This window comes from Arthrobacter sp. SD1074B (genome assembly GCF_056780195.1).
In genome coordinates, this window is sequence record NZ_JBRAZT010000001.1 from 515,337 (window position 1) to 528,605 (window position 13,269).

General features: G+C 68.3%; 13 protein-coding genes and 1 riboswitch. Of the genes, 7 read left to right on the forward strand and 6 right to left on the reverse strand.

The genetic code is table 11. From position 1 onward, the window contains the following. The first annotated feature begins 8 nt into the window (after positions 1–8). Positions 9–644 (forward strand): uracil phosphoribosyltransferase, encoded by a 636-nt coding sequence (gene upp / locus ACUYM2_RS02485; RefSeq protein ID WP_346960434.1) that lies wholly within the window; start codon positions 9–11, stop codon positions 642–644. Positions 645–743: 99 nt separating this feature from the next. Continuing rightward, entirely contained in the window at positions 744–1,121 is a 378-nt protein-coding gene (locus ACUYM2_RS02490) for a glyoxalase superfamily protein (RefSeq protein WP_481598633.1), read from the forward strand. Between the two features lie 109 nt (positions 1,122–1,230). Here ACUYM2_RS02490 and ACUYM2_RS02495 read toward each other — a convergent pair whose 3' ends face one another. The 3 genes from ACUYM2_RS02495 to ACUYM2_RS02505 form a co-directional block, all read right to left on the reverse strand. Further along, a complete protein-coding gene (locus tag ACUYM2_RS02495; RefSeq protein ID WP_481598634.1) occupies positions 1,231–1,980 on the reverse strand; it encodes an aggregation-promoting factor C-terminal-like domain-containing protein in 750 nt (249 codons plus the stop codon). Continuing rightward, a riboswitch (cyclic di-AMP (ydaO/yuaA leader) is annotated at positions 1,979–2,161 on the reverse strand. Its footprint overlaps the gene before it by 2 nt. A gap of 257 nt (positions 2,162–2,418) precedes the next feature. Continuing rightward, on the reverse strand, positions 2,419–3,963 hold the full coding sequence (locus ACUYM2_RS02500; protein WP_481598635.1) for a HAMP domain-containing sensor histidine kinase: 1,545 nt from the start codon (positions 3,961–3,963) through the stop codon (positions 2,419–2,421). A gap of 21 nt (positions 3,964–3,984) precedes the next feature. Next, on the reverse strand, positions 3,985–4,725 hold the full coding sequence (locus tag ACUYM2_RS02505; protein WP_481598636.1) for a response regulator transcription factor: 741 nt from the start codon (positions 4,723–4,725) through the stop codon (positions 3,985–3,987). Positions 4,726–5,614: 889 nt separating this feature from the next. Here ACUYM2_RS02505 and ACUYM2_RS02510 point away from each other — a divergent pair. From ACUYM2_RS02510 to ACUYM2_RS02530, 5 genes are all read left to right on the forward strand, one after another. Beyond that, complete coding sequence (locus tag ACUYM2_RS02510) at positions 5,615–6,484, forward strand: winged helix-turn-helix domain-containing protein (protein ID WP_481598637.1); 870 nt, start codon at positions 5,615–5,617, stop codon at positions 6,482–6,484. A 284-nt stretch (positions 6,485–6,768) separates the two neighbouring features. Next, on the forward strand, positions 6,769–6,972 hold the full coding sequence (locus ACUYM2_RS02515) for a dodecin family protein (RefSeq protein WP_146335814.1): 204 nt from the start codon (positions 6,769–6,771) through the stop codon (positions 6,970–6,972). A gap of 57 nt (positions 6,973–7,029) precedes the next feature. After that, positions 7,030–7,557, forward strand: coding sequence for a SixA phosphatase family protein (locus ACUYM2_RS02520; RefSeq protein WP_481598638.1), 528 nt, complete (start codon positions 7,030–7,032; stop codon positions 7,555–7,557). Between the two features lie 111 nt (positions 7,558–7,668). Continuing rightward, positions 7,669–8,226: a hypothetical protein gene (locus tag ACUYM2_RS02525; protein ID WP_481598639.1), complete on the forward strand. Its 558-nt coding sequence runs from the start codon at positions 7,669–7,671 to the stop codon at positions 8,224–8,226. A 27-nt stretch (positions 8,227–8,253) separates the two neighbouring features. After that, positions 8,254–9,408 (forward strand): EamA family transporter, encoded by a 1,155-nt coding sequence (locus ACUYM2_RS02530; protein WP_481598640.1) that lies wholly within the window; start codon positions 8,254–8,256, stop codon positions 9,406–9,408. Positions 9,409–9,839: 431 nt separating this feature from the next. On the opposite strand, the gene ACUYM2_RS02535 is transcribed toward ACUYM2_RS02530, so the two are convergent. Genes ACUYM2_RS02535 through ACUYM2_RS02545 form a run of 3 tightly spaced genes read right to left on the reverse strand, consistent with a single transcriptional unit; the run spans position 9,840 to position 13,203 of the window. After that, positions 9,840–10,481 carry a TetR/AcrR family transcriptional regulator gene (locus tag ACUYM2_RS02535; RefSeq protein WP_481598641.1) on the reverse strand — a complete coding sequence of 214 codons (642 nt, stop codon included), beginning with the start codon at positions 10,479–10,481 and terminating at the stop codon, positions 9,840–9,842. After that, a complete protein-coding gene (locus tag ACUYM2_RS02540) occupies positions 10,478–12,523 on the reverse strand; it encodes a YhgE/Pip family protein (RefSeq protein ID WP_481598642.1) in 2,046 nt (681 codons plus the stop codon). Before ACUYM2_RS02540 ends, ACUYM2_RS02535 begins: the two co-directional genes overlap by 4 nt. Further along, entirely contained in the window at positions 12,520–13,203 is a 684-nt protein-coding gene (locus ACUYM2_RS02545) for an ABC transporter ATP-binding protein (protein WP_481598643.1), read from the reverse strand. Before ACUYM2_RS02545 ends, ACUYM2_RS02540 begins: the two co-directional genes overlap by 4 nt. Between the last annotated feature and the right edge of the window lie 66 nt (positions 13,204–13,269).

Genomic DNA, 13,269 nt, shown 5'->3' on the forward strand with positions numbered 1-13,269 from the left:
TTTGACCCATGCGCACTCTCGTTGTGGACCACCCGCTGGTCGCCCATAAGCTCACCGTTCTGCGGGATAAGAACACCCCATCCCCGGTCTTCCGCCAGCTCACCGAGGAGCTCGTCACGCTCCTGGCCTACGAGGCAACCCGGGACGTCCGCACCGAACCGGTGACCATCGAGACGCCGGTCAGCACCACTATCGGCACCGCGTTCACCAAGCCCACCCCGCTGGTGGTCCCGATCCTGCGCGCCGGGCTCGGCATGCTGGAAGGGATGACCAAACTGGTCCCCACCGCCGAGGTCGGCTTCCTGGGCATGGCCCGCGACGAAGAGACGCTCGACATCATCACCTACGCCGAGCGCCTGCCCGAGGACCTGACGGACCGCCAGATCTTCGTCCTGGACCCCATGCTGGCCACCGGCGGCACGCTGCGCGAGGCGATTAAGTTCCTCTTCAAGCGCGGCGCCTCGGACGTCACCTGCATCTGCCTGCTGGCCGCCCCCGAGGGCCTGGCCAAGCTGGAAGAAGAGCTCTCGGACGCCAACGTGACCATTGTCCTGGCCTCCATCGACGAGAAGCTCAACGAGAAGTCCTACATTGTGCCCGGTCTGGGCGACGCCGGAGACCGCCTGTACGGCATCGCCGTCTAAGCCGCACCGTTTAGCGCCTCCGGCCCCCGCTCCTCCGGCCCTGTTCACAGGTTCCGGTCAGGGGTTCCGGCGCCATGCGTCCGGGACTAGCCTGTGCGCATGGACTGGAAACTTGAACTCGTGTTTGTCCCCGTGTCGGATGTGGACCGGGCCAAGGACTTCTATGTGAACAAGGTTGGCTTCAACGCCGACTATGACGAACGCCCCGCGGACAACATCCGGTTTGTCCAGCTGACGCCGCCGGGTTCCGGGTGCTCGATCGCGATTGGCGAGGGCCTCAACGACGCCCCGCCCGGCACCGCCCCCGGCCTGCAGCTGGTCGTCGACGACATCCAGGCGGCGCACCGGCAACTCAAGGACAACGGTGTACACGTCAGTGACATCGACGTCCAGGACTGGGGGCATTTCGTCTACTTCGCCGACCCCGACGGCAACAAATGGGCGGTGCAGTACATCCCCGGCCGTTCCGGCGGCTAGCTGCACGCCATTGCTGGCAGGCCGTGCCGAGGCTCGCACAAGAAGGCCCCGGATCCTGTGGATCCGGGGCCTTCTTGTCGCGGGTGCCAAGGCCCGCGGTGCGTGCGGCTTAGTACCAGTTGTTCGCGTAGTGGAAGTTCAGCGCGCCGCACGGTGAACCGTAGCGGTCCTCCACGTACTTCAGGCCCCAGTTAATCTGGGTCCGGTAGTTGGTCCGGTAGTCCGCGCCAGCGCTGGCCATCTTCTCGGCCGGCAGGGACTGCACCACGCCGTAGGCGCCGCTGCTGGGGTTCGTGGCCGTGGTCTTCCAATCGGATTCCTTGGTCCACAGCTTCAGCAGGCACTGCATTTCGCTGGCTGCCCAGCCGTGGGCCGGCAGCTGTGCGGCGGCATAGGCCTGCGCGCCGGCCGGATCGTCGACGGCCACCGGCTTCGCCGGAGCAGGCGCAGCGGCTTTCGCGGGGGTGGCCTTCGCGGCCGGAGCCTTGGCAGGCGCTTTCGCGGGGGCTTTCGACTTGGCGGGCGTGACTTTGGCGGCCTGGGCCTCCACTTTCACGGCGGCGGGGGATGCAGGAGCGTTGCTGCCGACGCGTTCGAAGTCGAGGGTCTGCAGGGACGCGGCGGTTTCCTTGGCCGCTTCGGCCTTGTGGGCGGCCGTGCCGGACGCCTGGCCCGCGGCCCCCGCCCCCAGCAGGACGGCGAAAGCAGACACCACGACGGCGGCGCGCTTGCCGTTGGTCCTGACCCCGCGGGACAGGGCCGAAGCACGCTTCGCCGGCTGGGCGCGGTGGCGCGCGCCCTCGGCGTCGGACGTGCGTTTAGTGCCTTCTGGGCGCGTGGGTACCTTGAATTCAGTCATGTTCGCCTCTCAACGCCTACGGAGTTAGCTGTCGGGTTCGGATGCGAAATCCGGCCGCACGGAATCTCGACGTGGCGGCTTAACCCCAAGGGTGCATGGATGCAGAATGCCCGGGAACTCTGGGTTCCCCGTCTCTGCCTGGTCCATGGGAATCCGGGAAGCGGCAGAGTTTGGCGTCAGCCCGGATATGCGGTCAGATCGGTGACTGCACGCTAAAACGGTACCGGACTTCCGGTCAGATGTCACATTTAGGTAACGACGCGACCCTGCGGCGGAGCGGCGGCTTGCCCTCGGGGCCGTTTCGGGTCGGCCCGTTTCGACGGTTCCGTGCCCATCAGTGGTGTGAAGCGTCGAATGCGCCCGGAACCGTTGAAACGACATCCAAAAGCGGAGTGCTGCTGAACGTCATGGCTCAACTAAGCAGGCTTGTCGTGCCGGCTATGCCGCCGGCGGCACCGCGGGCAGCCGGACGGCGAATTCCGTCCGGCCCGGCCGGGACGTCACGTCGACGGTTCCTCCGTGGGCCTTCACGATGGACTGCACAATGGACAAGCCCAGGCCGCTGGTGCCCTCGGAGGTCGTCGCCGCGACCGCCGTCGTCGAAGCCCCGGTGCGGGACACCGCGGGGCCGCCCGCCCATCCGGCCGCCGGGTTGGTGCGTGCGGCGTCCGCCCGCGTGAAGCGGGCGAAGACCCGCCCGAGGAATTCGGGGGCGATGCCGCCGCCGTTGTCCGTCACGGTGAGTACGGCGCTCCCGTCAGCCGAACGCATGACGCCCGTGACCACCGTTGTCCCTGGCTCCGTGTGCTTGCGGGCATTGGACAAGAGGTTGGCGATGACCTGGTGCAGCTGGGTCGCATCGCCGCGCACCACCACGGGCTCGTCCGGGAGCTCCAGCTGCCAGAGGCGGTCAGGTGCCATGACTTTCTCATCGCTCACGCTCTCGATGGCCAGCTGCGTGAGGTCGACGTCGGTGACCTTGAGCGGCTGCCCCTCGTCCAGGCGTGCCAGCAGCAGCAGGTCCTCCACCAGGGTAGTCATCCGCTCGGACTGGCTCTGGACGCGGGCCAGGGATTTCTCGCCGTCGGGCGTGAAGTGCTCGGTCATCCGCATCAGCTCCGTGTAGCCGCGGATGGCAGTGAGCGGTGTACGGAGCTCGTGCGAGGCGTCGGCGACGAACTGCCGCACCTTCATCTCGCTTTCCTGCCGCGCTTCTAGGGCACTGGAAACGTTCTCCAGCATCTGGTTCAGCGCATAGCCCACGCTGCCCACCTCGGTACCCGGATGCGCGGCCGACGCCGGGACCCGGACTCCCAGCGCCACCTCGCCGGCGTCCAACGGCAGGCGGGAGACCTTGGTGGCCACCTCGGAGAGCTGTTCCAGCGGCTTCATGGTCCGGCGGATCAAGGCCGTGCCGGCAAGGCCGATCAGCACGAGTCCACCCGCGGACACCACCGCGAGGGTCCACACGAGCGAGGCCAGGGTGTTCTGCTTTTCGGCCAGCGGCAGCCCGGTGACAATGACGTCACCATAGGGTGCCCGCACCGCGGTCAGCCGGTAATCCCCGGCCGACAGGGTGCGGTCCACCGGCAAGCCATTCGGGGTCAGCGCCAGGAGGACGGCATTGTCCGCGGAAGACAGGCTCTCGCGGCTGGCGTCCCCGGCCAGGAAACCAGCGCTGGCCACCGTGCCGTTCAGCACCCGTGCGTTGAGCGTGCCGATGCCCTGCCCGCGGGCCTCGAGGGGATCCGGTCGGCCGCCGGGATTGTCGGATTCCGGCCGGCCGAACTCGCTGGAACGGTGCGCTGCGCCCGCGAGCTGCTTATCGAGCTGTTGGGTGAGGAAAACATCCATCGAGGCGTAGCTGAACACTCCCACCGCGCCGCAGATCGCCACGAGCAGCGCCATGGCGACGAGGACCAGCCGCGTGCGCAGGTGCCACGTGGACGGGTTGCGCCAGTCGTGCCCGGGTACGGGCGTCACGCCGGACAGTGTGGGCACGGATCAGTCCGCCGGTTTCAGCACGTAGCCGGCGCCGCGCACGGTGTGGATCATGGGTGCGTGCTTGGCGTCAATCTTCTTGCGAAGGTAGGAAATGTAGAGCTCCACGATGTTCGCCTGTCCGCCGAAGTCATAGTCCCAGACCCTGTCCAGGATTTGGGCCTTGCTGATGACCCGCTTGGGGTTTTCCATCAGATAGCGCAGCAGCTCGAACTGCGTGGCGGTCAGATGCAGCTCCTCGCCGGCCCTGGTGACGTCCCGGGTGTCCACATTGAGCACCAGGTCACCCACCACGAGTTCGGCGGTGTCCATGGCGGCCACCCCGGAACGCTGCACTAGACGGTGCAGGCGAAGCAGGACCTCTTCCATGCTGAACGGCTTCGTGACGTAGTCGTCGCCGCCCGCGGCCAGGCCGGTTATCCGGTCCTGTACGGCGTCCTTCGCGGTGAGGAACAGCGCCGGAACTTCCGGCGCGAACGCGCGGATGCGGCTGAGGAGTTCGACGCCGTCGAACCCGGGGAGCATCACATCCAGCACCAGCACATCGGGGCGGAAATCCTTGGCGAGCTTCACCGCGGTGGGGCCGTCCGCCGCCACGGCCACGGACCAGCCGGCCATCCGCAGCCCCATGCTCATGAGCTCGGACAGGCTGGGCTCGTCATCCACCACCAGGGCGCGGATGGGGGACCCGTCCGGGTGCGTGAGCTGGGGCAGGTTGTTGGTCATGGAATGCGAAGTGGCCATGGAACGACTCTCCAATCTGCCGTTGAGGCGCCGCTTTGGGGACCCTGTGCGGCACCTGTGAATCCCAGACTACCGAGCTGGATGCCGCCCGGGGGAGCGCAGGGTCCGATTCGCCGCGGATCCCGCCCCGCAACCCACGCCGGAGCGCTTGCCCCGGGGTCCCGCCGGGCCCGGGGCAAGGTCACAGCCCGGCACAGGATCCCTCACCCTTCTGGGGTGGACACAGCTGAGCGTGGCGGGCATCGTCGCGGGCAGGACCGTGCGGATGGTCGCCGCCAAGACCGGCACGGGTTACACGGCGTCGTCGATCCAGGTCGTGGCGGCGACGGCAACCCGCCAGACCAACTGACGGCCGACGCGGACGCGGCTGCCGGGCCCCGGGGGCCGGCAGCGTGACCACTCCGTGGACCGACCGCGACTCCAGCGCCCCACCGGGGAGATTCCGTCTGCCCGGCTTACGGTGAACGATTTCCGAAAATAGCCGGGTGAAAGCGAATAATATTCGGAGATGGTCGCCATTGGCCCGCTCTCACCTCCAGGCGGGCCGCGATTCTCCCGACCGCCAGAATTGTGATTTGCGCTACAATCGCGCCTTTCGTCTCACTATGCGGACTTTAGGGTCCATTGTTACTTGCTAGTTCTCATTGTTACGTTGCACACTTCAATTGTGAACAAGAACTCAACAGCACCTGCAGCCGCAGCTTCCTGGATCAGCGCACCAGCTGGTACTGAGATGCCCTGTTGTCGAATGCACGCCTAACTTCTACACCCCAGAACGTTTCTAGGCATTCGCCCCCAGCCCAGCGTCGGGCGTCCCTCCCCAGTTCTCATTGCGGGGAATCAGCATTCGAGCCGCGATGACGGCCATTCACATTGAGGTAAGCATTCCATGTCAGTTGCATCCGGATACGTCCACATCTCTGTCCGTAACGCCAACAAGGCCGGCCAGACCGGTCTCCGCCAGGGCTTCGGCGGCCGGCCGAGCTTCGGCCCCGCCGGATCCGGCAACAGCTTCCCCGCCCCCGGTTACGCGGGGCAGGGCTACAACCCCAACTCCTACGGCCAGCTTCGCGCCGTCCCCGCCGCAGAGTCGGCCCCGTCCACCGCGCCGACCCCGGTGATTGCGCCCGGCAACGGCAGCGCGGTCCGCCCCGTTCCCAACGACAATGTCGCCCGCGGCTTTGTGCTGTACATGGGCATCGATGAGGAAACCGCGGCCGCCGCCGGAACCTCCATTGCCAAGCTGGCCCAGGAGATCCGCGCCTACGCCCAGTCCCTGGTGTCCGGCGCCGAAAGCTACGCAGCCGTCGCCGTTGCCCCGGCCTCCGCGCCGGGTTCCGCGCTCGACGTCGTCCGGTCCACTTTTGGCGACCCCACCGCCGGTGCCCGCCAGCGCGCTGAGAACGCACGCCTGCAGCAGCCGCAGGACCCGCGCCCGTCCGGCGTGCTGATTGACCTCGCCCGACGCGAGGTGGCGCTCGACGGCGAATCGCTGAACCTCACCTTCAAGGAGTTCGAGCTCCTCAACTACCTCGTGGAGAACGGCACTCGCACCGTGGGCCGCGATGAGCTCCTTGAGGGCCTGTGGCGGAACGCCGAAGAGGTTCCCAACGAGCGCACCATCGACGTGCACATCCGCCGGCTGCGCTCCAAGCTGGGCCGGCTCGCCAACACGGTGCGCACGGTCCGCGGCCAGGGCTACCGGTTCTACGAGCACCCCGAAGTCGTAGTCTGGGCCGCTCCGGAATACTCCATCTAGTTTTAAGCTTTTCGGAAGGCGTCCGTCCCGCTTGTGGGGCGGGCGCTTTCGCTTTCGCTTTCGCGGCACGATCCCTCGGCGCCTGCGCTCGTTCCTCGCGCAACAACGGCGCTTTCGGGATGCGCCGCTGCGCTTCAGCGCCCGCGCAACATGTATCGGCCGCCTTGAGTGATCCGGGTGACGGAGCATGTGCCTCCGCAGCTGAGGTGGCGGCTTTGGACTCTGTTGTGTTTCCTGCCGTCGGCGTAGTCTCGGACCCGTCGATCGGACTATTGGGAGGAATCATGTCTGTTGCACGTATAACTACCCTGAGCTCCAACTCCAAGACCTCGTTTGATGCCGCGATCAAGGAAGGCGTCGACCGGGCGAACAAGACGCTGCGGAACGTCACCGGCGCCTGGGTCAAGGAGCAGAAGGTTGAAATCAGCGACGGCGCCGTCGTGGCCTGGCATGTGGTGCTGGAAGTGACGTTCGTCCTGGACGACTAGGCGGAGTCCGCTCCGGAGCGCGCTCGTGGAGGGGACCGTCCGCACTAGGATTGAGCCATGAGCGCGCATCACATGAAACGGCTGGTGCTCATGCGGCACGCCAAGGCGGATTGGCCCGGCGGCGTGGCCGACCACGAGCGGCCGCTGGAAGAGCGCGGGCACCGGGAGGCGCCGCTGGCCGGGAGATGGCTCCTCAAGCACGGCGTGGTCCCCGACTTCATCCTCTGTTCCAGCGCCCTGCGGACCCGGCAGACGTGCACCTGGGTGTGCAGTGAGCTGGGGGCCAAGGCTCCGACGCCGAAACTCGAGGACGGTCTCTACGGCGCCTCTGCGCTGCGCATGCTGGCGGTCATCAACCATGTCCCGGACACGGTCACAACCCTGATGGTGATCTCGCACATGCCCGGCGTGCAGGATCTGGCCATGCACCTGGCCTCCCGGGACTCCAACCATGACGCGTATATGGACGCGGCCACCCGCTATCCCACCAGCGGCCTGACGGTGTTTGAGACGGAGAAATCCTGGGCCGAACTCGACGGCCAGGATGCTCGGTTGACCCACTTCAAGGTTCCCCGGGTGAAGTAGCCGGCCGGGTGCGGCAGATCGATGGTCAGCCCGATGATTGTGTTGTTTACTGATGCTGTAATTGCTTTTACTGCCGGTGTTTCTTAATGACCGAGGAAAAGGTGGATCAACGTGGATTCAGGACAACTCGTAGGGATCATCGTCGGCATCGTGGTGGTGCTCGCGATCATCGCGGCGGCAATCTACCTTGGCCGAAAACGCAAGACAGTCGCGGACCGGAACCGGGCCGCGGAAATGCGTGAAAAGGCCCAGGCCGACCAGCTGGCAGCGCGGGAGCACGAGGCCAAGGCGGCGCGGGCGGAAGCCGACGCGAAGGCGGCCGAAGTCGAGGCCGAACGGCTGCGCATGCAGGCCCGCGGCACGCAGCAGGAGGCGGAGACGGTCCGCGCCGGTGCCGAGGAACAGCTCCGCCGGGCCGACGACGTCGATCCGGACGTGGTGACGACGACCGAACGCGGCGGTACCGACACCGCCGGCCACGATGCCCAGATCCGGAACGCTGAGGCCCACGACGTCCAGCCGCATGAGGAACTCCGCCGGGACCGCGGCGACCGCAGCCGTCCGGCAGACACGGCAGGAACCGGAGACACCGCCGGGATCCGCGAAGACACACCGCCGGAGCGCCGCGACACTGACGGCCCGCACAGCGAACGGCCGCGCAATCTTTGAGGCCCCGACGCGGCAGCGGCCGGCACGGTGACCCCTCGCCATTCCGGGCTGGCCCTGCTCGTCGCCATCCTGTGGGGCGTCAACTTTGTCGCCATTGACCTGGGCCTGCACCCCGAGGGGGCGCAGATGCCCCCTCTCCTGTTTGTGGCCATGCGCTTCACCCTGGTGGTGTTTCCCTGCATCCTCTTCATCCGCAAACCCGACGTCAGCTGGAAGGCGATCATCGGCGTCGGGCTCCTGATGAGCGCAGGCCAGTTCGGCCTGCTCTACCTGGCCATGGCGCTCGGCATGCCCGCGGGCCTCGCCTCACTGGTGCTGCAGGCCCAGGTCCTGCTGACGGTGCTGCTGGCGGCCGGGATCCTTGCCGAGCGGCCCACCCGCCGCCAGCTCGCCGGAGTCGCGCTGGGGATTGCCGGGCTCGCGGTCGTGGCTGTGGGCCGCAGCCTCGTGGCCCCCTTGCTGCCGCTGGTCATTGTGCTGGCCGCCGCGCTGTCCTGGGCCGGGGGCAATATCGTCGCGCGGAACGCCAAGGCCGCGTCCGGGTTGGGACTCGTGGTGTGGTCCGGCGCCGTCGTGCCGCTGCCGCTGGCCGGACTCTCGCTGCTGGTGGACGGTCCTGCCGCTGTCTCCGAGGCGTTGCTGGGGCTGCAGCCGGTGACGATGCTCAGCGCGCTCTACACGGCGGTGTTCGGCTCACTCGTCGGCTACGGCATCTGGAACCGACTGCTGGGGCTGTATCCGTCCTCCGCCGTCGTTCCCTTCACGCTCCTGGTCCCGGTGGTGGGCATGACGACGGCCTGGCTGGTCCTGTCCGAGGTGCCCTCGGCTGCGGAAGTGGCCGGCGGACTGCTGCTGCTGGCCGGGGTGGCGACCGCGGTGCTGCGGGGGCGTGGCCCGCGCGGCGGCGCAACTGCCGACGGTCAGCGGCGGGTGGGGGACTTGGCAGCCGGCCGTGCCGGTGCCTTGACCGCCGGTTTGAGCTGCGACGTGGCGGCCGGCTTGGACGACGCCGGGCGCTTTGCTGCGGACGTGGATGTCCGTGCAGCCGGGGTTCGCGGCGGTGGTGCCCCGCGTGCTGCGGACGGTGCTGCCCCGCGCGGGGCGGACGGTGCTGCCCCGCGCGGGGCGGGCCTGCGGGGGGCCGGGCCCCTGGCGGCGGACGCTGGGCGCCGGGATGCGTAATCGGGACGCGTTGCGGGGCGGCGGCCGGGCACGACGGTGCCGGCAAGCAGCAGGAGCAGCGTCGCAGCTCCCGCGGCAGCCGCGAGGTAGAAGTACAGGTCCGGATGCTCGGTGTCCACGTTGGTGGACAGCGCGTCAGGGTCCGGGTTGAAGGCCAGGCCCCACTGCCGTAGGAACGCGATGCCGAAGGCGATGAAGAGGATGCTGCCGATCCCGCTCGCCAACAGGGTCTTGTACCGCCGCCGGACCAGCACCTCGGCCACGCAGGCGATGTAGGCGACGGCGGCTGCGGCCAGGAACCACAGCCCCACCGTTTCGTGCAGGGTGGCGCCGGCGAGGACCAGCAAGGCCAGGGCGGCAAGGGAGGCTCCGATGGCAGTCTTGCCGCTGTTACCCATGTGACGCATGTGACCAATCATCCCCGAGTGTGGCTACTTCACAACGTAGCCACGCATGATCGCCATGATTGCGGCGACACTTTGCGCCCTGGTGCGCTCGGGGTTGTACGTCTGGCGGTCCAGCCCCACCACAAAGCAGGCACCGAAGATTGCCGTCTCCAGGCTGCCGCGGGACAGTGCGGGGTCTACCGGGTACTTGGCGGCAACGGCCTCGATCGCGGCGCCGATCACCCCCAGCAGGCGGCCGCGGAGTTCCGCGAAAGTGTCCTGCCACTCGCTGGGGGTCCGCCAGTTCTCGCTGACCCACAGCCGGGCGAAGGACGGGTACTCGGCCATGAAGTCCATGGCCTGGCCGATCATCGCGTCCATGGCTTCCAGCGGGTCCGCCGAGCCGTCCTTGACGCTGAGCAGCCGCGCCATCAGGATGTCCACCCCGTGGCGCAGCAGCTGCGCGATCAGATCCGATTTGCTGCCGAAGTTGTAGTACACCGTGCCTTTGGAGACACCGGCGGCTGCGGCGATCTCGTCGACCGTCACGCCCGCTGCCCCGCGCTCGCCGATCAGCTCCATCGACGCCTCGAACAACTTCTGCTTGGTGGCGTTGGTGCGACCCGGCCGCAGTTTTTTGCCGCCCTCGGCTTCGGGCGCCGCGGTCTCGCGGGGCTGGGTGCTCATAGGGCGATCTCCGGCTTCAGGGTCTTCAGGGTCCAGAACTTGTGCTTCCGGACGGCGACGGCGGACATCGCCAGTCCCAGCAAAGTGTAGCCAACCAGGCCCAGCATGGTGGGCAGGATGCTGGCCAGCTCGGCCCCGTAGATCAGGTGGCGCATGCCGTTGACCACGTAGCCCATCGGCAGCAGCTGGTGCACCACGTGCAGCGGCTGCGGCGTGGTCTGCCAGGGGAACGTGCCGCCGGAGGAGACCAGCTGCAGGACCAGCAGGATCAGCACCACCAGCTTTCCGGGCGAGCCGAGCAGCGCCACCACGCCCTGGATAATCGCGCTGAAGGCCATGGCCGCCGCGAGCATCAGAACCCACATGAGCACAGGATGGGCGGGGTCTAGGCCCAGCCCCACATCCACCACCAGGGTCAGCAGGCTGGCCTGGACGGCGGACACCGCCAGGAACGGCAGCCAGCCGCCGACGGCGATCTTCCACGACGGCGCGTTGGAGGCCAGGGCGCGCTGGGTGACCGGCCGCATCGCCTGGACCAGCATAAAGACGCCGATCCACAGGGCCAGGGTGAGGAAGAACGGCGCCAGCCCGGCCCCGTAGGAGCCCGCCTTGGCCTGCGAGACGTTGCTGACGGCAACAGGGTCCGCCATGACCTTGGCGAGGCTGTCCTTCTGCGCGCCGTCCGGATTAGGCACCTTGCCGGCCCCCTTCGCCAGTTCACCAGCGAGGGTGCCGGCGCCGTCGGACGCCTTCGCCGAACCGCCCTCGAGCCGCGCTGCGCCGTCGTCGAGCTGCCGGGCGCCCTGGGCGATTTTCTCCGCGCCGGCCAGGGCGTTCTGCTGCCCGGCGGCGAGGTCCGCGGTGCCGCCGGCAAGCTGGTCCGCCCCGGCGGAGGCCTTCCCGACGGCGTCGCTCAGGGCCGGGGCAGCCCCGGCCAGCTGCGCGGCGCCAGCGCTGACGGCGGCGGAACCGTCCGCCAGTTGCTGCACCTGGGCTGCCGCGCCTTTGAGGGCGGCTCCCGCCCCGGACGGCGCCGGCGCGGCGGTGGTGTCATAGTCGGCGAGGATGGCGTCCGCCTGGGCCTGGTTAATTACGCCGGCCGCGACCAGGCGGCCATTGGAAGCCACGACCCGGCTGCGCTGTGCCTGCGCGGCGGCCTGTTCCGCCGACGCGAGCTGGGCCGCCATGCCCTGGAGCTTGGTGTTCAGTGCGGCGTTCCCGGCGGCCGCCTGGGCGGCGCCGTCGGCCAGCCGCTGCGAATCCGCCGGCAGCGCGGCGGTTTTGTCCTTGAGCTGGCCCAGGCCGGAAGCGAGCTGCCCGGCGCCGGCGTTCAGGGTGTTTGCGCCGTCGAGGAGTTTGCGCTGCCCGGCCACGAGTTCTCCAGCGCCGTTGCTGAGCGATGACGTGCCCTGGTGCAGGCTGGCCGCGCCGTCGTGCAGCGATGACACGCCGCCGGCGAGGTCCCGGGCGCCGTCGGAGGCCTTGAGCATCTGGGAATGGATGGTGCCGAAGCCGGTGAGGAGCTCGTTGGCAGTCTCCTCGCCCACCTCCTTCGCCACGGTGGTGTGGACGGCGGTGGTGAGCTTGTCCACGATCGTGCCGAGCAGGTAGTTGTTGGCGTCGTTGGTGGTGACGTTCAGCATGGCCTGGTTGGCGGCGTCGAAGCTTCCCGGGGAGGCCAAGTTGGCGGAGAAGTCCCGGGGGATCTTCAGTGCGAACGCGTACTGGCCGCTGCTCACGCCCTGGTCCGCCGCCTCCGTGCTGGAGACGGTCTGCCAGTTGAAAACGTGGCCGTCGACGAGGCTGTCGGCGACTTTGCGGCCGGCCTCCAGCCGGGTCCCGTCGGCAGACGTGGCGCCGATGTCCTCCACCACGAGCGCTGCGTCGATCTGGTCCAGCTTGCCGTAGGGATCCCAGTTCGCGTAAAGGTACACCGCCCCGTAGAGCAGCGGCACCAGTGTCAGCGCCACGATGGTCAGCTTCGGCAGCAGGCCGCCGGTCATACGCTTCAGTTCGGAACGGGCCAGCCGCAGCACGGTCATCGGGCATCCTCGCTTTCGGAGTGGAGGGGGGCATCGGCGGGTTCGGCGGGTTCGGCGGCAGCGGCGTTGCCGATTTCCGCGACCGGACCGGTCCAGCCGGGCGGGACGCTGCCGACGGTGGCGACGACGGCGAGCGGCCGGCCGGCGTCGTACGCCAGTCCCTGAAGCCGCGGCAGCCAGTCGGCCGGATCGCCGCTGTGGCGGTCCGGGGAGTCCACCACCAGCAGGTCGGTGTGTGGATTGGCCAGGGCCAGCGCGGTCAGCAGTTCCAGGCGGCGGTCCGCGGGCAGCTCCTCGGCCCAACGTCCGGCGATGTCCTCAAAGCGGTTGACCTTCAGCCAGGGCGTGCTGAGCAGCGCGCCGCGGTAACGGCGGGGGATCAGGGCGAGGTCCTCGGTGACCAGGTCGCGGACACTCAGGTGCTGTTCCGGCTCGTTCACGCCGGGGGCGTCCACCACGGCGCTCGCTTGCCGCAGCTGCTTGATCCGGGTGCCGCTGTCCCATTCGAGGCTGCCGGCCGAGGGTTTCATCCGGCCGCTCAGGGCTAGGGCCAGGGCGGTGCGCTGGTCCTGGCGCTTGCCGGTGACGAGCAGGAGTTCACCCCGGGCCGCCTGCAGCGAGGTGGGCGGGAGCAGGGAGTCCCGCCGGCCCTTCACGTGGAGCTGTTCAACGCAGAGCAAGGTTAGCCTTTCGCAGAAATGATCTGCCTCAAGGCTAACTAAACTGACCGGTCAGTTCAAATAGAT

What these genes read in the sequence shown, in the direction of transcription:
- ACUYM2_RS02540 (WP_481598642.1), bottom strand. Translation starts at nt 12,523, where the DNA reads ATGACCGTGCTGCGGCTGGCCCGTTCCGAACTGAAGCGTATGACCGGC.
- ACUYM2_RS02535 (WP_481598641.1), bottom strand. Translation starts at nt 10,481, where the DNA reads ATGAGCACCCAGCCCCGCGAGACCGCGGCGCCCGAAGCCGAGGGCGGC.
- ACUYM2_RS02490 (WP_481598633.1), top strand. Translation starts at nt 744, where the DNA reads ATGGACTGGAAACTTGAACTCGTGTTTGTCCCCGTGTCGGATGTGGAC.
- ACUYM2_RS02510 (WP_481598637.1), top strand. Translation starts at nt 5,615, where the DNA reads ATGTCAGTTGCATCCGGATACGTCCACATCTCTGTCCGTAACGCCAAC.
- ACUYM2_RS02505 (WP_481598636.1), bottom strand. Translation starts at nt 4,725, where the DNA reads ATGGCCACTTCGCATTCCATGACCAACAACCTGCCCCAGCTCACGCAC.
- ACUYM2_RS02495 (WP_481598634.1), bottom strand. Translation starts at nt 1,980, where the DNA reads ATGACTGAATTCAAGGTACCCACGCGCCCAGAAGGCACTAAACGCACG.
- upp (WP_346960434.1), top strand. Translation starts at nt 9, where the DNA reads ATGCGCACTCTCGTTGTGGACCACCCGCTGGTCGCCCATAAGCTCACC.
- ACUYM2_RS02520 (WP_481598638.1), top strand. Translation starts at nt 7,030, where the DNA reads ATGAGCGCGCATCACATGAAACGGCTGGTGCTCATGCGGCACGCCAAG.
- ACUYM2_RS02515 (WP_146335814.1), top strand. Translation starts at nt 6,769, where the DNA reads ATGTCTGTTGCACGTATAACTACCCTGAGCTCCAACTCCAAGACCTCG.